15 protein-coding genes are annotated in these 18,685 nt (G+C 70.8%); 6 read left to right on the top strand and 9 right to left on the bottom strand.

The window, feature by feature from the left end:
• The first annotated feature begins 281 nt into the window (after positions 1-281).
• The 6 genes from tkt to pgl all read left to right on the top strand — a co-directional run bounded on the left by tkt (position 282) and on the right by pgl (position 8,795).
• Complete coding sequence (tkt, locus tag EAE32_RS07285) at positions 282-2,393, top strand: transketolase (RefSeq protein WP_121864616.1); 2,112 nt, start codon at positions 282-284, stop codon at positions 2,391-2,393.
• Positions 2,394-2,500: 107 nt separating this feature from the next.
• Positions 2,501-3,607 (top strand): transaldolase, encoded by a 1,107-nt coding sequence (gene tal, locus EAE32_RS07280; protein WP_121864615.1) that lies wholly within the window; start codon positions 2,501-2,503, stop codon positions 3,605-3,607.
• A 137-nt stretch (positions 3,608-3,744) separates the two neighbouring features.
• Positions 3,745-5,349 (top strand): glucose-6-phosphate isomerase, encoded by a 1,605-nt coding sequence (locus EAE32_RS07275; RefSeq protein ID WP_121864614.1) that lies wholly within the window; start codon positions 3,745-3,747, stop codon positions 5,347-5,349.
• Positions 5,350-5,386: 37 nt separating this feature from the next.
• Complete coding sequence (gene zwf / locus EAE32_RS07270) at positions 5,387-6,925, top strand: glucose-6-phosphate dehydrogenase (RefSeq protein ID WP_121845423.1); 1,539 nt, start codon at positions 5,387-5,389, stop codon at positions 6,923-6,925.
• Positions 6,922-8,010, top strand: a complete 1,089-nt coding sequence (locus EAE32_RS07265) for a glucose-6-phosphate dehydrogenase assembly protein OpcA (protein WP_243635617.1) — start codon at positions 6,922-6,924, stop codon at positions 8,008-8,010. The genes zwf and EAE32_RS07265 overlap by 4 nt, the downstream gene beginning before the upstream one ends.
• The gene (gene pgl, locus EAE32_RS07260) at positions 8,007-8,795 is read left to right on the top strand and encodes a 6-phosphogluconolactonase (RefSeq protein ID WP_121864612.1); all 789 of its coding nucleotides are present in this window, start codon (positions 8,007-8,009) and stop codon (positions 8,793-8,795) included. The genes EAE32_RS07265 and pgl overlap by 4 nt, the downstream gene beginning before the upstream one ends.
• 79 nt (positions 8,796-8,874) lie before the next feature.
• Here the strand turns inward: pgl and secG are convergent, their stop codons facing one another.
• The 9 genes from secG to EAE32_RS07215 all read right to left on the bottom strand — a co-directional run bounded on the left by secG (position 8,875) and on the right by EAE32_RS07215 (position 18,677).
• Entirely contained in the window at positions 8,875-9,129 is a 255-nt protein-coding gene (gene secG / locus EAE32_RS07255; protein WP_121845420.1) for a preprotein translocase subunit SecG, read from the bottom strand.
• A gap of 268 nt (positions 9,130-9,397) precedes the next feature.
• Positions 9,398-10,213, bottom strand: a complete 816-nt coding sequence (gene tpiA / locus EAE32_RS07250) for a triose-phosphate isomerase (RefSeq protein ID WP_121864611.1) — start codon at positions 10,211-10,213, stop codon at positions 9,398-9,400.
• A 41-nt stretch (positions 10,214-10,254) separates the two neighbouring features.
• Positions 10,255-11,478, bottom strand: coding sequence for a phosphoglycerate kinase (locus EAE32_RS07245; RefSeq protein ID WP_121864610.1), 1,224 nt, complete (start codon positions 11,476-11,478; stop codon positions 10,255-10,257).
• Positions 11,479-11,564: 86 nt separating this feature from the next.
• Complete coding sequence (gene gap, locus EAE32_RS07240; RefSeq protein WP_121864609.1) at positions 11,565-12,572, bottom strand: type I glyceraldehyde-3-phosphate dehydrogenase; 1,008 nt, start codon at positions 12,570-12,572, stop codon at positions 11,565-11,567.
• A gap of 235 nt (positions 12,573-12,807) precedes the next feature.
• Entirely contained in the window at positions 12,808-13,800 is a 993-nt protein-coding gene (gene whiA, locus EAE32_RS07235) for a DNA-binding protein WhiA (protein ID WP_121864608.1), read from the bottom strand.
• Between the two features lie 51 nt (positions 13,801-13,851).
• Positions 13,852-14,925 carry a gluconeogenesis factor YvcK family protein gene (locus EAE32_RS07230; protein ID WP_121845415.1) on the bottom strand — a complete coding sequence of 358 codons (1,074 nt, stop codon included), beginning with the start codon at positions 14,923-14,925 and terminating at the stop codon, positions 13,852-13,854.
• A gap of 27 nt (positions 14,926-14,952) precedes the next feature.
• Entirely contained in the window at positions 14,953-15,870 is a 918-nt protein-coding gene (rapZ, locus tag EAE32_RS07225) for an RNase adapter RapZ (RefSeq protein WP_121864607.1), read from the bottom strand.
• 58 nt (positions 15,871-15,928) lie between these two features.
• Positions 15,929-17,995, bottom strand: coding sequence for an excinuclease ABC subunit UvrC (gene uvrC / locus EAE32_RS07220; RefSeq protein WP_121864606.1), 2,067 nt, complete (start codon positions 17,993-17,995; stop codon positions 15,929-15,931).
• Entirely contained in the window at positions 17,988-18,677 is a 690-nt protein-coding gene (locus tag EAE32_RS07215; RefSeq protein WP_121864605.1) for a lysophospholipid acyltransferase family protein, read from the bottom strand. The genes uvrC and EAE32_RS07215 overlap by 8 nt, the downstream gene beginning before the upstream one ends.
• Positions 18,678-18,685: the final 8 nt, after the last annotated feature.

Genomic DNA, 18,685 nt, shown 5'->3' with positions numbered 1-18,685 from the left:
GAACGTGGGTGGCCCGCGCCGGCCGCGGGAGTGTCCGGGGTGGGACGAGCCGTGCCCGCGCCGACACCCGGTCACCAGTATAGCCGCCGACCCCCGCCGGCAGCGGCGGGTGCAGGCGTGCGCGTGCCGGTGCCCGCCCCGGGAGTCTCGTGCGCCACTCGTCCCTGACGCGCACCGCCCACCGGGACTAAGGTTGAGCGCGGAACCCGCGTTCCGGATCCGCCGCGCGGCGGCGGCCGGGCGCACCGCACACCCCACACCCAGGAAAGGGGCTCGCCACCGTGCCGAACCTTGATCAACCGTTGAACTGGACCGAGCAGGACGCGCGCGCGGTGGACACCGCCCGCGTGCTCGCCGCGGACGCCGTGCAGAAGGTGGGCAACGGCCACCCCGGCACCGCCATGTCCCTGGCACCCGTGGCGTACCTGCTGTTCCAGAAGGTCATGCGGCACGATCCCTCGGACGACCGCTGGACGGGCCGCGACCGCTTCATCCTCTCCCCCGGCCACACGTCCCTGACCCTGTACCTGCAGCTGTTCTTCTCCGGCTACGGCCTGGAGATGTCGGACCTCGAGTCCCTGCGCACGTGGGGCTCCAAGGTTCCCGGCCACCCCGAGTACCGCCACACCACGGGCGTGGAGATCACCACGGGTCCGCTGGGCCAGGGCCTCGCCTCCTCGGTGGGCTTCGCGTACGCCCAGCGCTACACCCGCGGTCTCTTCGACGCCGACGCCGCCCAGGGCACCTCCCCGTTCGACCACCACGTCTTCGTCATCGCCTCCGACGGCGACCTGCAGGAGGGCATCACCTCCGAGGCGTCCTCCCTCGCGGGCACGCAGCAGCTCGGCAACCTCGTGGTGATCTACGACGACAACAAGATCTCCATCGAGGACGACACCAACGTCGCGTTCAACGAGGACGTCCTGGCGCGCTACGAGGCGTACGGCTGGCACACCGCCCGCGTGGACTGGCGCAACGGGGGCGAGTACAAGGAGGACGTGGAGGCGCTGTACGACGCCGTCGTGGCGGCCACCAGGGTCACCGACAAGCCCTCGCTCATCGCGCTCAGCACCATCATCGGCTGGCCGTCCCCCAACAAGCAGAACACCGGCGGCGTCCACGGCTCCGCCCTCGGCGCGGACGAGGTCGCGGCCACCAAGGAGATTCTCGGCTTCGACCCCGAGAAGTCGTTCCAGATCGAGCCCGAGATCCTCGCCCACGTGCGCGAAGTGGCCGAGCGCGGCAAGCAGGAGCGTGCCGAGTGGGAGAAGTCCTTCGAGCAGTGGCGCGGCACCCACCCGGAGAACGCGGAGCTCTACGACCGCATCAAGAACCAGGAGCTGCCCGAGGGCTACGCGGACGCCTTCCCCACGTTCCCGGCTGGCAAGGCCGTGGCCACCCGCAAGGCCTCCGGCCAGGTGATCAACGCCATTGCGGACACCTTCCCGGAGCTGTGGGGCGGATCCTGCGACCTGGCGGGGTCCAACAACACCACGATCGACAGTGCGGACTCGTTCATCCCTGAGGACCGTTCCACCGCCAAGTGGACCGGTTCCCCCTACGGCCGCGTGCTGCACTTCGGCATCCGCGAGCACGCCGCGGCAGCCATCGTCAACGGCATCGTGATGAGCAGCCAGACCCGGGCCTACTCGGGCACGTTCCTCATCTTCTCGGACTACCAGCGCCCGGCGGTGCGCCTGGGTGCGCTCATGAAGGTGCCCTCCATCTACGTGTGGACCCACGACTCGATCGGCCTGGGCGAGGACGGCCCCACGCACCAGCCCGTGGAGCAGCTGTCCTCCCTGCGCGCGATCCCGGGGCTCGACGTCGTGCGCCCCGCGGACGCCAACGAGACCTCCGTGGCGTGGCGGACCATGATGGAGAACCACGAGCACCCGGCGGGCATCGCGCTCACGCGCCAGGACCTGCCCACGCTCGCACGTGCGGACCTGCACCAGGACGCCGAGGGCGAGAAGTTCGCCTCCGCCGAGGGCGTGGCCCGCGGCGGCTACGTGCTCGCGGACACCGAGGGAACCCCGGACGTCGTCCTCATCGGCACCGGCTCCGAGGTCCACCTGGCGCTGGAGGCGCGCGAGCAGCTCAGGGCCCAGGGCGTGGCCGCCCGCGTGGTGTCCATGCCGTGCCGCGAGTGGTTCGACGCCCAGGACGCGCAGTACCGGGAGTCCGTGATCCCCGCGGCCGTGAAGGCCCGCGTGAGCGTGGAGGCCGGCATCCGGATGTCCTGGAACGACCTCCTGGGCGATGCCGGACGAGCCGTCTCCCTCGAGCACTTCGGGGAGTCCGCGGACTACGAGACGCTGTACCGCGAGTTCGGCATCACCGCCGAGGCCGTGGCGGAGGCCGCGCAGGAGTCCATCGCGGCCGCCCGCTGACCCACTGGAACCATCCCGCGGGCGGGGGCGCACGTCCCCGCCCGCGGGTGCCACACCTTCCCCGCTGCGGCACACGCGCCGCGCGACACCCTCAACCGGAGGCACACATGACCACTCCCACCCAGAAGCTCTCGGACGCCGGCGTCTCCATCTGGCTCGACGACCTGTCCCGCCAACGGCTGACCAGCGGCAACCTGCAGGAACTGATCGACACCAAGAACGTGGTGGGTGTGACCACCAACCCCACGATCTTCGCGGCCGCGCTCGCGGACGGCGAGTCCTACCGCGAGCAGGTGGCGGAGCTGGCCGCGGCCGGGACCTCCGTGGACGACGCCGTCTTGCGCATCACCACGGACGACGTCCGTGACGCGTGCGACCTCTTCGCCCCCGTGGCCGAGGCCACCCAGGGAGTGGACGGCCGGGTGTCCATCGAGGTGGACCCGCGCCTGGCCCAGGACGCGGACGCCACCTCCGCGATGGCGCAGAAGCTCTCGCAGACGATCGACCGCCCGAACGCGCTCATCAAGATCCCCGCCACGGAGAAGGGCCTGCCCTCGATCGCCGCCACCATCGCGGAGGGCATCTCCGTGAACGTGACCCTGATCTTCTCCCTGGACCGCTACCGCGGCGTGGTCAACGCGTACATGGAGGGCCTGGAGCAGGCGCTCGAGAACGGCAAGGACCTCTCCACCATCCACTCCGTGGCATCCTTCTTCGTCTCCCGCGTGGACACCGAGTTCGACAAGCGCCTGGACGCCGTGGGCACGGACGAGGCCGCGGCGCTCAAGGGTCGCTCGGGGCTCGCGAACGCCCGTCTGGCCTACCAGGTCTACGAGCAGTCCCTGCAGACCGAGCGCTGGAAGCGCCTCGCGGCCGCCGGGGCCAACCCGCAGCGTCCGCTGTGGGCCTCCACGGGCGTCAAGGACCCGAACCTCCCGGACACCCTCTACGTGACCGAGCTCGTGGCACCCAACACGGTGAACACCATGCCGGAGAAGACCCTGGACGCGACCTTCGACCACGCGGAGGTCACCGGGGACACGGTCACGGGCACGTACGAGGACGCCACCGCCGTGCTCAACGCCGTGGCCGAGCAGGGCGTGTCCTACCAGGAGGTCGTGGAGCAGCTGGAGGCCGAGGGGCTGCAGAAGTTCGACGCCTCGTGGGACGAGCTGCTGGCCACCGTGCGCACCGCGCTCGACGAGGCCCGCTGAGCCCACACCCACCGAGCACCACCCGCTGCCCGGCAGGCAGCACCGCGCCGGGGTCCGCCCCCGAGAACACCACTCGAGGCTCCCGGGCCCCGGCGCCCCGCACCACCGTCCACACCGTCAGTCCGAGGAGGCTCACCGTGAGCTCATTGTCATTGCAGGCGTCCGGTTCCGCGCGCGAGGCCGTCGACACCCACGTGCCGCGCCTGGTCACCGAGAAGTTCGCGTCGAAGCTCTTCGACCAGGACCCCACCCTGTGGGGCCCGGCCGCGGAGGAGGAGGCTGCCGTGCGCCTCGGATGGACCGAGGCTGCGACCGTGTCCCGGCCGCTGGTGCCCGAGATCATGGAGCTGCGTGACGACTTCGCCCGGGAGGGTGTCACCCGCTTCGTGCTCGCGGGCATGGGCGGTTCCTCCCTGGCCCCCGAGGTGATCACCCGCAGCGCAGGGGTGGAGCTGTTCGTGCTGGACTCCACGGACCCGGAGATGGTGTCCAAGGCCCTCACGGACCTGGAGCACACCGCACTGGTGGTGTCCTCCAAGTCCGGGTCCACGGTGGAGACGGACTCCGCCCGTCGCGTCTTCCTGGAGGCGTTCGAGAAGGCCGGGATCGACGCGCCCTCCCGCATCGTGGTGGTCACGGACCCCGGATCCCCCATGGACACGGCCTCACGCGAGGCGGGCTACCGGAAGACCTTCAACGCCGACCCGAACGTGGGTGGCCGGTTCTCCGCGCTCACCGCCTTCGGGCTCGTGCCCTCCGGCCTCGCCGGGGTGGACATCGCGGCCCTGCTCGACCACGCCGAGGAGGCCGCCGAGATGCTGCGCGAGGACGACGAGAACAACATGGGACTGCAGCTCGGCGCGGCGCTGGGCGGCACCGATCCCCTGCGGGACAAGATCGTCCTGGTGAACCAGGGCGCGCCCTTCGTGGGCTTCGCGGACTGGGCGGAGCAGCTGATCGCCGAGTCCACGGGCAAGTCCGGCACCGGTGTGCTGCCCGTGGTCGTGGACGGGTCCGCGCCCGAGCTCACCTCGGATGCGTCCGACGTGCTCGTGGTCTCCCTCGTGGACGAGGACGCCATGGACCTCACCGCAGAGCAGGGCGTGCGCGTGGCGGGCTCGCTGAGCGGGCTGATGCTCGCCTTCGAGGTGGCCATCGCCGTGTCCGGGCGGCTGCTCGGCATCGACCCCTACAACCAGCCGGACGTGGAGTCCGCGAAGGCCGCCACGCGCGAGCTGCTCGCGGCCTCGCCCGAGCCCTCCCCCGCAGCCGCCACGGACGGCGCGATCGAGATCCGCGGTGACGAGGCGCTGCTGGGCGGTGCCACCACCGTGCGGGACGCCCTCGCGTCGCTGCTCTCCCGGCTGCCGGAGGACGGCTACGTGAGCGTCCAGGCGTACTTCGACCGGCTGGGCTGGCCCCAGCTCGAGTCCGTGCGGGACGAGCTCGCGCGGCGCACGGGACGTCCCGTGACCTTCGGGTGGGGGCCGCGCTTCCTGCACTCCACGGGCCAGTACCACAAGGGCGGCCCCGCGCAGGGCGTGTACCTGCAGATCACGGCCGCGACCGGCACGGACGTGGACATCCCCGGCATCCCTTTCACGTTCGGCGAGCTGATCGGCGCGCAGGCGGACGGCGACGCCGCGGTGCTGGCGGAGCACGACCGTCCCGTGCTGCGGCTGCGCCTCACGGACCGGGCGGCCGGGGTGGCACAGCTGCTCGAGGTCGCCCCGGCGCTCTGAGCCCTCCTCCACCGAACTGCGACCGGACAGGAACCCCGTGCCCGACACCTCACACCAGAACCCCCTGCGGGACCCGAACGACAGGCGCCTGACCCGCGTGGCCGCACCCTCGGCGCTGGTCCTGTTCGGGGTCACCGGCGACCTCGCCAAGAAGAAGCTGCTGCCGGCCATGTACGACCTCGCGAACCGCAGCCTGCTGCCCCCGGCGTTCTCGCTGGTGGGCTTCGGGCGGCGGGACTGGGACGACGCCCAGTTCGCGGAGTACGTCAAGGAGAACGTCACCCAGCACGCCCGCACGCCCTACAACGAGGACCTGTGGAACCAGTTCGCCTCGGGGCTGCGGTTCGTGCACGGCGAGTTCGACGACGACGACGCGTACGACCGCCTCGCGCAGACCCTCGACGAGCTGGACCGGGACCGCGGGACGCGTGGCAACCACGCGTTCTACCTGTCCATCCCGCCCAAGGCGTTCGAGGTGGTGTGCCAGCAGCTTGCCGACCACGACCTCGCGGACAGTGAGGACTGCACGGGCTGGCGCCGCGTGGTCATCGAGAAGCCTTTCGGCCACGACCTCGAGTCCGCCCGGGAGCTCAACGCGATCGTGGAGCGGGTGTTCCGCGCCGACAGCGTGTTCCGCATCGACCACTACCTGGGCAAGGAGACGGTGCAGAACATCCTGGCGCTGCGCTTCGCCAACCAGATGTTCGAGCCCCTGTGGAACGCCCGGTACGTGGACCACGTGCAGATCACCATGGCGGAGGAGATCGGCATCGGCTCCCGCGCCGGGTACTACGACGGTGTGGGAGCGGCCCGGGACGTGATCCAGAACCACCTGCTGCAGCTGCTCGCGCTCACGGCCATGGAGGAGCCCGCGTCCTTCTCCGCCCACCACCTGCGCCGGGAGAAGGCCAAGGTGCTGGAGTCCGTGGTGCTGCCCGAGGACCTCGGCGAGCACTCGGCGCTCGGCCAGTACACGTCCGGGCTGCAGGGCGGCGAGTTCGTGAAGGGCTTCCACGAGGAGAGCGATATCCCCGCTGACTCCCGGACGGAGACGTTCGCCGCGTTGCGCGTGGACATCAACAACCGCCGGTGGGCCGGGGTGCCGTTCTACCTGCGCGCCGGCAAACGGCTGGGGCGGCGCGTCACGGAGATCGCCGTGGCGTTCAAGAAGTCCCCCAACCTGCTGTTCCGGGACACGGACCACGGGGAGTTCGGGCAGAACGCGATCGTGATCCGGATCCAGCCGGACGAGGGAGTGACCATCCGCTTCGGCTCCAAGGTTCCCGGCACGCAGTCCGAGATCCGGGACGTCACCATGGACTTCGGCTACGGCCACGCGTTCACGGAGTCCAGCCCGGAGGCCTACGAGCGGCTCATCTTCGACGTGCTGCTCGGCGAGCCCCCACTGTTCCCGGACCACTCCGAGGTGGAGCAGTCCTGGAAGATCCTGGACCCCTTCGAGCAGTACTGGGCCGAGCACCGGATCGTGCCCGAACCCTACGAACCAGGGTCCTGGGGACCCGCAGCCGCCCACGAGCTCATGGCCCGTGACGGACGTGTCTGGAGGCGACCGTGATAGTCGACATGGAGAACACCACCGCGGCCAGGATCGAGAAGAAGCTCAACCAGCTGCGGGACGAGAACGGCGTGGTGACCCTGGGACGCGTGCTCACGCTCGTGATCCTGGCACGGGCCGGACACTCCGAGATGGCGGTGGAGGCCGCCAACTACGCGAGCCACGAGCACCCGTGCCGGATCATCGTGCACGTGGCGCACTCTGCCACGGACGAGACCCGTCTGGACGCCCAGCTGCGCATGGGCGGGGACGCCGGGGCCTCCGAGGTCATCCTGCTGCACGGCTACGGCGATCTCGCCGAGCCCAAGGAAACCCTGGTCTCCGCCCTGCTGCTGCCGGACGCGCCCATCGTGGCGTGGTGGCCGCACGACTTCCCCGAGAACCCCAGCGGCAGCTCCATCGGCCGGATCGCGCACCGCCGCATCACGGACTCGGCCCGCGCCGATGATCCGTTCGCCTCGCTCGCCCAGCTGTCCCGGCAGTACACCCCCGGTGACACGGACCTGGCATGGACGCGGGTCACCAACTGGCGCGTGCAGCTCGCCGCCGTGCTGGACCAGGTGGGCCCGGTGGCCGTCCGCGAGATCGTGCTGGAGGGCGCCGCCGTGGCCCCGTCCATGCTGCTGCTGGGCGTGTGGCTGTCCAGCAAGCTCGACGCCCCCGCAACCATCGTGGGTGACGAGTCCCGCCGCGCCCTGGACCGCGTGGCGCTCGTGACGGACGACGGCGTGGTGGAGCTCGACCGCCCCGGACGCACCGTCGCGGTGCTGACCCAGCCGGGGCAGCCCGAGCAGCAGATCGCCATGCCCGTGCGGGACCTCAACGCCTGCCTCGCGGAGGAGCTGCGGCGCCTGGACGCGGACGAGGTCTACGGCGAGGTGATCACGAGCGGTCTCGCCAGCGCACGGATCACCACCCGCTCGGCCGACGGCACGGAGGTCACCACGTCCCTCGACGAGGCCCTGTCCGCGGCCGGGGACCGTGCCCAGGACTCGCCCGCCGTGCCGGACGAGGAGCCGGGCGCCATGCGGCGCGCCCAGCCCGGCTGCGTCGTGGGATCCGGCGCCGGAGAGGACGGCGCGTGAACGGCCGGGAGCGTCCCGAACCCCGTCTCGTGCCCCACGACGGCGCCGAGCGGCTCGCACGCGACACGGCGCGCCGCGTCCTGGAGGTTCTCGAGAGCGCGCAGGACGAGCGCGGTGAGGCCACCCTGCTGCTCACGGGCGGCAGCATGGGCACCAGAGTGGTCGAGGAGCTCGCCCGGCAGCCGGAGGTCCAGGCCGTGGACTGGTCCCGCGTGAACGTGTGGTGGTCCGACGAACGCTTCCTGCCCGGGGCGGACTCCGAGCGCAATGGCGTGCAGGCCGCGGACGCGTGGGACGACTCCCTGGAGCTGGACTGGGACCGCGTGCACCCCGTGGCCGGGTCGGACGAGATCGACACGGCTGCGGCGGCCGCCGAGGACTACCGGGAGGAGCTCGCCGCGGCCGCCGAGATGGAGGGCACCCCCGGCGCACTGCCCCGCTTCGACGTGGCCCTGCTGAGCCTCGGGCCGGACACGCACGTGGCGTCCCTCTTCCCGGGACGGCAGGACGTGCTGCGCTCGGACCGGACCGTGTTCGCCGTGGCGGACTCCCCCAAGCCGCCGCCCACGCGCGTGACACTGTCGCTGCCGGCCATCAACTCCGCCGACCGCGTGTGGCTGCTGGTCTCCGGGACCGCCAAGGCGGGGGCCCTCGCCGCGGTGCGGCGTCCCGGTGCGACCCCGGTGGAAGCACCCGGAAGCGCCGTGCGCGGTGTCCACGAGACGTTGTGGCTCGTCACCGAGGACGCCCTGCCCGGGGTGCCCGAGGATCCGACGCCGAACTGAGCACCCCCCCGTCACGACGACGCCGCCCCCGACCGTTCCCGGTCGGGGGCGGCGTTGTCGTGCCACCGGTCCGGTGCGCTCAGGCCACCGGTGCGCTGAAGCGCAGGAGCAGGGCGTAGCCCACGATGGACAGCGCCCACACGATGGCCAGCACGGTGGTGATCCGCACCACGTTCTTCTGCGCGGCCCCCGAAGTGTTCAGCGACTGGGTCATGCCGCCGCCGAACATGTCGGAGAGACCGCCGCCCTTGCCCTTGTTGAGCAGGACGAACATGATGCACAGGATGCTGGTGACCACGATGAGCACCTGCAGGACGATCTGGAGGATCTCCACGAATTGCCTCGATTCACGGGTTCTCGGAGAAGCTGACGGGGCCGCGGCCCAGCACCGGGACGTGCCCGGGCGGTGCCACGACGGAGGAATCTGCCACCAGTTTACAGCCCGAGCCCGGACGCCCGCGGCAGGCCCCTCGGTGCGTGCTGCCGCGGGGAGACTCCGGGCGGGGACACGGGGCGGCACCCGCCCCGGAGAACACCGCCGCCCCGCGCCGTGGGGAGTGCCACGGGGCGGGGCGGCAGCGCTGTGCTGAAGCGGTCTGGAATCAGCCGGTGACCAGGTGCTGCTCGAACCGGGCGATCTTGGCGAACTCCTCGGCGTCGAGGCTCGCGCCGCCCACCAGGGCGCCGTCCACGTCCGCGCCGGAGAGGATGGAGGCCACGTTGGAGGACTTCACGGAGCCGCCGTAGAGGATGCGGGTGACCCGAGCGAAGTCCTCGCCGTACAGGGAGCCCAGTTCCTCGCGGATGGCGTGGCACATCTCCTGGGCGTCCTCCGGACCGGCCACCTCGCCGGTGCCGATGGCCCACACGGGCTCGTAGGCCACCACGAGACCCTCGAGCTCCCCCGCGGAGAGCTCGTCGAGGCTTCCCCGCAGCTGCTCGAGGGTGTAGCTCACGTGGTTGCCGGCCTGGCGCTCGTCGAGCCCCTCGCCCACGCACAGCATGGGGGTCAGGCTGTGCCGGACGGCCGCGCGGACCTTGTCCCGGCACAACCGGTCCGACTCCTCGTGGATGCTGCGGCGCTCCGAGTGGCCCACGAGCGCGTAGGTGCACCCGAGCTTGGCGAGGAACTGACCGGAGACGTCCCCGGTGTAGGCACCCGAGTCCTGGTCGGAGAGGTCCTGTGCCCCGTAGCGGATCTGCAGCCCGTCCCCCTCCACAAGGGACTGCACCGAGCGCAGGTCCGTGAACGGCGGGAACACCGCGACCTCCACACGGGAGAAGTCGTGCTTGGCGTCCTTCAGGGTCCACGCGAGCTTCTGCAGCAGCGCGATCCCCTGCGTGTGGTCCATGTTCATCTTCCAGTTGCCCGCGATCAGGGGCGTGCGGTCGAAAGCACCGTTGGTCTGCGTGGTCATGCTCGTCCTCCTCGGTTCGGCGTGTGGTTCAGGTGGCGGACTCAGGCCCCCAGCGCGACGACGCCGGGCAGCTCCTTGCCTTCGATGAACTCGAGCGATGCGCCGCCGCCGGTGGAGATGTGGCCGAACTGTTCGTCGCGGTAGCCCAGGTTGCGCACGGCGGAGGCGGAGTCGCCGCCGCCGATCACGCTCATGGCGTCGGACGTGGCCAAGGCCTCGGCCACGGCCCTGGTGCCCCCGGCGAACGCCGCCATCTCGAACACGCCCACGGGGCCGTTCCAGAACACGGTCTTCGCGCCGGCGATCCTCTCGGCGAAAATCGTGGCGGACTCGGGTCCGATGTCCAGGCCCAGCCCGGATTCGCCGATCTCCCCGCCCTCGATGTCCGCGACGGGGCGCACCTCGTGCTCGGCGTCCTCGGCGAAGCGCGCGGCGTAGACCACGTCCACGGGCAGCACGATCTCCGTGCCCGCGCTCTCGGCGCGGTCCAGGTAGCCCTTCACGGTCTCGATCTGGTCCTGCTCCAGCAGGGAGGAGCCCACGGAGTAGCCCTGGGCGGCGAGGAACGTGAACACCATGCCGCCGCCGATCAGCAGGGAGTCCGCCTTGCCGATCAGGTTGTCGATCACCGCGAGCTTGTCGGAGACCTTGGAGCCCCCCATGACCACCACGAACGGGCGCTCGGGATCGGAGATGACCTTGCTCAGGACGTCCACCTCGGTCTTCACGAGGTCACCCAGGTAGCCGGGCAGCACGCGCGCGACGTCGTAGACGGACGCGTGCTTGCGGTGCACGGCGCCAAAGGCGTCGTCCACGTAGGCGCCGTTCTCACCGGTGAGCGCCGCGAGCTCGCGCGCGAAAGCCTCGCGTTCGGCGTCGTCCTTGGAGGTCTCGCGGGGGTCGTAGCGCACGTTCTCCAGGACCAGGATCTGGCCGTCCTGCAGCGCCTCGGCCTTGGCCTGCGCGTCCTCGCCCACCACGTCGGTGGCGACGACGACCGGCACGTCCGCGAGCTCGGCCAGCCGGTCCGCGGCGGGCTTGATGGAGTACTTGGGGTCCACGGTGCCCTTGGGGCGCCCGAGGTGCGCCATCACGATGACCCGTGCGCCGGCGTGGGCGAGCTTCTCCAGGACCGGCAGGGACGCGCGCACGCGCCCGTCATCGGTCACGGTGGAACCGTCCAGAGGCACGTTGAGGTCCGAGCGCACGAGAACGCGGCGCCCCGCAACCCCCTCGGCAATGAGATCGTCCAGCGACTTGGCCATATCCGTCATCCCTTCCCTGTGGTGAACGCGTACCGACGACAATGGCGCCGGCGCCCTGGGGCACCGGCGCCACTGAACGGTCTGTGTCAGAGCTTATCCGCAACGTAGGAGACGAAGTCCACGAGCCGGATGGTGTAGCCCCACTCGTTGTCGTACCACGCGATGACCTTGACCTGGTTGTCGATCACCTTGGTCAGCGGCGCGTCGAACACGGTGGAGACGTCGTAGCCCTCGATGTCCTTGGAGACCAGGGCCTCCTCGGAGTACTCGATGATGCCCTTGAAGTCACCCTCGGCGGCCTTCTTCACGGCGGCGTTCACGGATTCCACCGTGACGTCCTCGCGCACGTCCACGGTGAGGTCCACGAGCGAGCCGGTGGGAACCGGGACGCGCACGGCGAAGCCGTCCAGCTTGCCCTTGAGCTCGGGGAGCACGAGACCCACGGCAGCGGCGGCACCGGTGGTGGTGGGGATCATGCTCAGGGCGGCGGCACGGGCGCGGCGCAGGTCCTTGTGCGGGGCGTCGTGCAGGCGCTGGTCACCCGTGTAGGCGTGGATGGTGGTCATCAGCCCGCGCTCGATGCCGAACTCGTCGTTGATGACCTTCGCCAGCGGCGCCAGGCAGTTGGTGGTGCAGGAGGCCGCGGAGACCAGGTTCATGGTGGCGGGGTCGTAGGACTCGTGGTTCACGCCGTACACGAAGGTGCCGTCCACCTCCTTGCCCGGTGCGGACAGGACGACCTTCTTGGCGCCGGCATCCAGGTGGGCCTGCATCTTGGGGCCCGTGGTGAACTTGCCGGTGGACTCCACCACGATGTCCACGCCCAGCTCGCCCCAGGGCAGCTTGGAGGGGTCGGCCTCGGCGAAGAACTTCACCTCGTGGCCGTCCACGGACATGACGTCGCCGTCCAGGGAGACGTCCGCGTTCAGACGGCCCATCACGGAGTCGAACTCGAAGAGGTGCTTGAGCGTCTCGGGATCGGTGAGGTCGTTCACGGCGACCAGCTCGATGTCGTGGCCGTGGTGGGTGTACAGCGCCCGCGCGAAGTTGCGGCCGATGCGACCGAATCCGTTGATGGCAACCTTGACTGTCACTGCGATCTCCTCTGCGTGTCGGGGTGCGGTGGACACCCGCCCGCCGGAATGTGGGAACGGAACCAATCGGCAGCAATCCCACACCCGACGTTCGTGGCGGACGGTGGCCCTCCGTCGTCTTTCAGGTCCATTCTAGCGAGAATCGGGGCCCGATGACAGTGCATTCCGAGGTGAATCGCACCTCACACGTTGATCCCACATAAACCAACATTCACCGGTCCGTCACCGCGCCCTGCTACGATCCGCGCCGCTGCTCCTGTCCGGCCTGCGCCGCGAACTCCGAGGTGGTGGCCACTCCCAGCTCCTCGGCCTTGCGGTCCGCCATGGCGAGCAGCCGCCGGATCCGGCCGGCAATTGCGTCCTTGGTGAGCGGCGGGTCCGAGAGCCGCCCGAGCTCGTCCAGGCTCGCCTGCTTGTTCGCCACGCGCAGCCACCCCGCGGCACGCAGGTGCTCCGGGGCGTCGTCGCCCAGGACGTCCAGGGCGCGCTCCACCTTGGCCCCGGCCGTGACGGCCGCCTGCGCGGAGCGGCGGAGGTTGGCGTCGTCGAAGTTGGCGAGCCGGTTGGCCGTGGCCCGCACCTCCTTGCGCATGCGGCGGTCCTCCCACTGCAGCAGTGCGCGGTGGGCCCCCAGCCGGGTGAGCAGGGCGGCAATCGTGTCCCCGTCCCGCACGACGACGCGGTCCACGCCGCGCACCTGGCGCGCCTTGGCGAGCACGTCCAGACGGCGGGCGGAGCCCACGAGCGCCAGCGCGGCCTCGGGCCCGGGGCACGTGAACTCCATGGCGGCCGCACGGCCCGGCTCCGTGAGCGAGCCGTGGGCCAGGAACGCGCCGCGGATCACTGCAGCGGACTCCTCGGTGCTGCCGTTGACCACCGTGGGCGGCAGACCACGCACCGGGCGCCCGTGGGCGTCAAGCAGCCCCGTGCGCCGCGCGAGGGCCTCGCCGTCACGGGCGACCCGGACCACCCACGAGCGGTCACGCCGCAGACCGCCGCCGCTGATCACGCCGAGCTCGCAGTCGTGGCCGAAGACCTCCCCCACCGTGCGCGCCGCGCGCCGGGCCACGGATTCCGTGTCGAGCTCCGCCTCCACCACGATGCGTCCGCCCACGATGTGCAGTCCTCCCGCGAAGCGCAGCAGCGCGGACAGCTCCGCCGCCCGCACCGCGGACTTGCGCACCTGCAGGTGGGCGAGTTCTTCCTTGACCGAGGCGGTCAATGCCATAGACGTCGATCTCCTTGCCGAGTACGGGCGGTGCGGACGGGACGGACCCGCTCAGCGCTCCGCGTTCATGATCTGCTGGTAGGCCGCGGCCAGTTTGAAGGGGTTGTGCACCGAGCTGCCGTCCTTGTCCCGCAGCGAGTCCCAGTGCACCACAGCACCGAGCTGGGCGGCCGCGGCCTCCACGTCCTTGGGGGACTCCGCCGCGGAGGGGTCTGCGAGCACCACGTCCAGGCGGAGGTCCGGGGCGTAGCGCTGCAGGATCCGCAGCTGGTCCCCCGATCCCATGCTGAGGGTCTCCGAGTCACGGGACAGGTTCAGGGTGACCAGGCGCCTGGCCGGGGACGCGCAGATGGCGTCCCGCAGCTGCGGGAGCAGCAGGTGCGGCAGCACCGAGGTGTGCCACGAGCCGGGGCCGAGCACCACCCAGGAAGCCTCCTCGATCGCGCTCACGGCCTCGGGGCACGCCGGGGCGTCCTGGGGAGACAGCCGCACGTTGCAGACGTCCGCCTCCTTGGCCAGCCGGGACTGGCCCGTGACCGTGCGGGTGACGGACTCGGGCGGGCAGGCCACCGTGGGGCTGCTGCCCGGGGACACGTCCCCCTCGATCACGAGCGGCACGCAGCTCATGGGCAGCACCTGGCCGCGGGCCCCGAGCAGGGCCCCGGCCCAGCGCAGCCCCTCCACGGGGTCGCCGAGCAGCTCCCACAGGGTGACGATCAGCAGGTTGCCCAGGGCGTGGTTGTCCAGGCCCTCGTCCGGGTGCGCCTTGACGCTGAAGCGGTGCTGCATCACGTCGCTCCACGTCCGGCCCCACTGCGAGTCGTCGCACAGGGCGGCCAGGGCCATCCTCAGGTCCCCCGGGGGCAGCACGCCGAGGTCGTCGCGCAGCCGCCCGGACGAGCCGCCGTCGTCCGCGACGGTGACCACCGCCGTGAGCGCGGGGGCCAGCAGCCGCAGGGCGGAGAGGCTCGCGGAGAGACCGTGGCCGCCGCCGAGGGCCACCACGGAGTCGGCGTCCGTGAGGGCGTCCCGGGCGGCGGGGTCCAGGGAGTGGTAGGGGTCCACGTCCCGCCGGCTGCTCAGCGGCAGCCGGGGCAGTGCGCCCGTGGTGGGAAAGGTGCTCATGGTTTCCGTAACGTCTGGGGGTCGGGACTACTCGCGGCCCATGTCCCGGTGCTGGAGGTTGACGGTCACACGCGGGGACTTGCTGAGCCGGCGGGCCACTTCCTCGGTGATCGCCACTGAACGGTGCTTGCCACCCGTGCAGCCGATGGCAATGGTGGCGTAGTGCTTGCTCTCGTTGCGGTATCCCGCGAAAACCGGTTCGAGCATGGCCACGAAACGGTCCACGAAGGTCTGCGCGCCCTCGGTGGCGAACACATAGTCCCGCACCTCGGGGTCCTTGCCCGTGCGGGGACGCAGGGCGGGCACCCAGTGCGGGTTGGGGATGAATCGGACGTCGGCCACGTAGTTGGCGTCCGCGGGCACCCCGTACTTGAAGCCGAAGCTCATGACCGTGAGGCGCAGCACCACGGGACCGCTCGTGGAGAACATGTCCGCCACGGCCTTGGTGAGGGCGTGGACGTTGAAGGACGTGGTGTCCAGCACGGAGTCCGCGGTCTCCCGCAGGTCCCGCAGCAGCTCCCGCTCGGCTCTGATGCCGTCCAGGATCCGCCCGCCCGCCTGCAGGGGGTGCGGCCGTCGCTGCAGCTCGTAGCGGGAGACGAGCACCTCGTCAGAGGCCTCGAGGAACAGCACGGAGAACTCCACGCCGGAGGTCTCCAGGGCCGCCAGGGTCTCCTTCATGTCGTTGAACAGCGCCTTGCCGCGCACGTCGATCACCACTGCCAGCCTGGGCAGGGTCTGCGGGGTGCGGGAGGCCAGGTCCGCCAGGGTTCCCAGCATCTGCGGGGGCAGGTTGTCCACGACGTACCAGCCCTGGTCCTCCAGGGCGTTCGCGGCGGTGGAGCGCCCGGCACCGGACATCCCCGTGACGATCAGCAGTTCCGCCGTGGGGGGTTTCACGGGCTTCAGGGCGGGGGTCTCGGCGTCCGGAGGTGGGGTGCTCATGGGGTGGTGGACCGCCTCATCTGCCGACTGCAAGGTTCCCCTTCAGGGTAGACCAGATTCACTCCAGGAGTTCGCCCGTTCCGGTGTCGACCCCCGGTTCGGACGACGCCGCCCGCTCCCCTCCCAGGGACTCGGCCACCTTCACGGCCAGTGCGGGACCGAAGCCCTTGACCTCCAGGATCTCCTCGGGCGTGGCCGCGCGCAGCTTCTTCACGGAGCCGAAGTGCTTCAGCAGCGCCTTCTGCTTCGCGGGGCCGAGCCCCGGGACCTCGTCCAGCGCGGAGACCGTCATGGCCTTGGAGCGCTTCTGCCGGTGGAAGGTGATCGCGAAGCGGTGCGCCTCGTCCCGGACGCGCTGCATCAGGAAGAGCCCCTCGGAGGCGCGGGGCAGGATCACGGGGAACTCGTCGTCGGGCACCCACACCTCTTCGAGCCGCTTGGCGAGGCCCACCACGTGCACGTCCGTGACACCGAGGTCGTCCAGGGCGCGCTGCGCCGCGGCCACCTGGGGCGGTCCGCCGTCCACGATCACGAGGTTGGGCGGGTACGCGAACGCACGCGAGGTGGGCTCCTCGGCGTCCGGGGACACCTCGCCCGTGCTGAGCCCCTTCTCCGCGGCGCGGCGCTGCTGCTCCACGTGGCGGGAGAACCGGCGGTGGATCACGTCGTACATCGAGGCGGTGTCGTCCCGCGCGGCGTCCCCGGTGATCGAGAACTTGCGGTACTCGGACTTGCGCGGCAGGCCGTCCTCGAACACCACCATGGAAGCCACCACGTTGGTGCCCTGCACGTGGGAGATGTCGTAGCACTCGATGCGCATCAGCGCGTCCGGCAGCCCCAGGGCCTCCTGCAGCTGCTGCAGGGAGGCCGAGCGCGTGGTGAGGTCCCCCGCACGGCGGGACTTGTGCAGGGCGAGTGCCTGCCGCGCGTTCTCCGCCACGGTCTCCAGCAGCTGTGCCTTGTCCCCGCGCTGCGGGCGCTGCACGGTGACCTGCGAGCCGCGCAGCTGGCTGAGCCAGCCGCGGATCTCGTCCGCCTCGTCCGGCTCGGTGGAGACGTACACGGTGCGCGGGATGGTGTCCTGGCGGTAGGCGAGCTCCGAGGTGCGGCGGTGCTGGCCCACCACGTCCTCGCTGCCCTGCGCCGCGGGCTTCCTGCGGCCCGATGCCGCCGGGGCCAGCCCCGTCTGCGCCTCGCCGTAGACCTGCTGCAGCAGGTTGGTCATGAGCTCGGCGGTGGTGACGTCCTCCACCTTCTCCGTGATCCAGCCGCGCTGCCCGCGGATGCGGCCGCCGCGCACGTAGAACACCTGGACGGCGGCCTCCAGCTCGTCCTCCGCGATGGCGAAGAAGTCCGCGTCCGTGGTGTCCGCGAGGACCACCGTGTTGCGCTCGAAGGCCCGCTCCAGTGCCCCGACATCGTCCCGGCGCGCGGCAGCGGTCTCGAAGTCCATGCGCTCGGCGGCCTCGTTCATCTGCCGGGTGAGCTCACGGATGTACGGCCTGGCGTGGCCCGCCATGAAGCGGCAGAGGTCGTCCGCGAGCCGACGGTGCTCCTCCTGGGAGATCTCCCCCACGCACGGCGCGGAGCACTTGTCGATGTAGCCCAGCAGGCACGGCCTGCCGCTGCGCTCGGCCCGCTGGTACACGCCCTTGGTGCACGTGCGCACGGGGAACACCCGCAGCAGGGCGTCCAGGGTGTCACGGATGGCCCAGGCCTGGGAGTAGGGGCCGAAGTACCGGTTGCCGGGCTTCTTCTCCCCGCGGGTGACCATGGCCCGGGGGACGTCCTCGGACATCGTGACCGCCAGGTACGGGTAGGACTTGTCGTCCCGGTAGGCGATGTTGAACCGCGGGGCGAACTCCTTGATCCACGTGTACTCGAGCTGCAGGGACTCGAACTCGGAGCCCACCACCGTCCACTGCACCGCGGCAGCCGTGGTGACCATGGCCCGGGTCTTGGGCGAGAGCTGGTGCAGCGGCGCGAAGTAGGACGACAGCCGGTTGCGCAGGTTCTTGGCCTTGCCCACGTAGATGACGCGGCCGTGCTCGTCCCGGAACCGGTACACCCCGGGGTTCGTGGGGATGTCCTGACGTGCGGGCCTGTAGCTGGCGGGATCAGCCACGCCCGAGGTCTCTCGCCGCCGAGGGGGACACGTTGTAGACGTCCTTGCGGGGCTGGCCGGAGAGTGCCGCGATGGCGTCCATGACCTGCGCCACGAGCTCCTTGCGCATCTTCCCCGTCTGCCGCTCCCCCGAGCGGGCCACCGTGATGGGCTCTCCCACGTGCATCTCGAACTTCGCCGGGCGGATCATGGTGGCCCCCGGCGGCTGCAGCCGCTGCGTGCCGATCATGCCCACCGGGACCACGGGGGCACCGGTGAGGTGGGCGAGGTACGCCACACCGGAGTGACCGCGGTACAGGTAGCCGTCCCGGGAGCGGGTGCCCTCGGGGTAGATGCCGAAGACCTTGCCCTCGCGCAGGTGCTCCACGGCGGGCTGCAGGGCGGCCACCGACTCGCTCTGCTGGCCGCGGGCCACGGGAATGATGTCGATGAACTCGAAGGCGTCCCGCATGACACGACCCTTGATCCCCGGGCTGTTCACGTACTCGGCCTTGGCGATGAACTTCACGCGTCGGGGCATGAATGCGGAGATGATCACGGAGTCCAGGAAGGTCAGGTGGTTGGCGGCAATGATCACGGGACCGCTCTGGGGCAGCCGGTCCAGGCCCGTGATCACGGGCCTGGACGTGAGCTTCAGCGCGCGCGCCACCGTGGCCTTGGTGAGGTCGTACTTGGTGATCATTGCCCGCG

It is taken from the genome of Kocuria tytonicola (genome assembly GCF_003687175.1).
GTDB classification, from domain to species: Bacteria; Actinomycetota; Actinomycetes; order Actinomycetales; family Micrococcaceae; genus Kocuria; species Kocuria tytonicola.
Note: the sequence above shows the minus strand (reverse complement) of the source record. Positions and strands in the feature narration are given on the sequence as shown.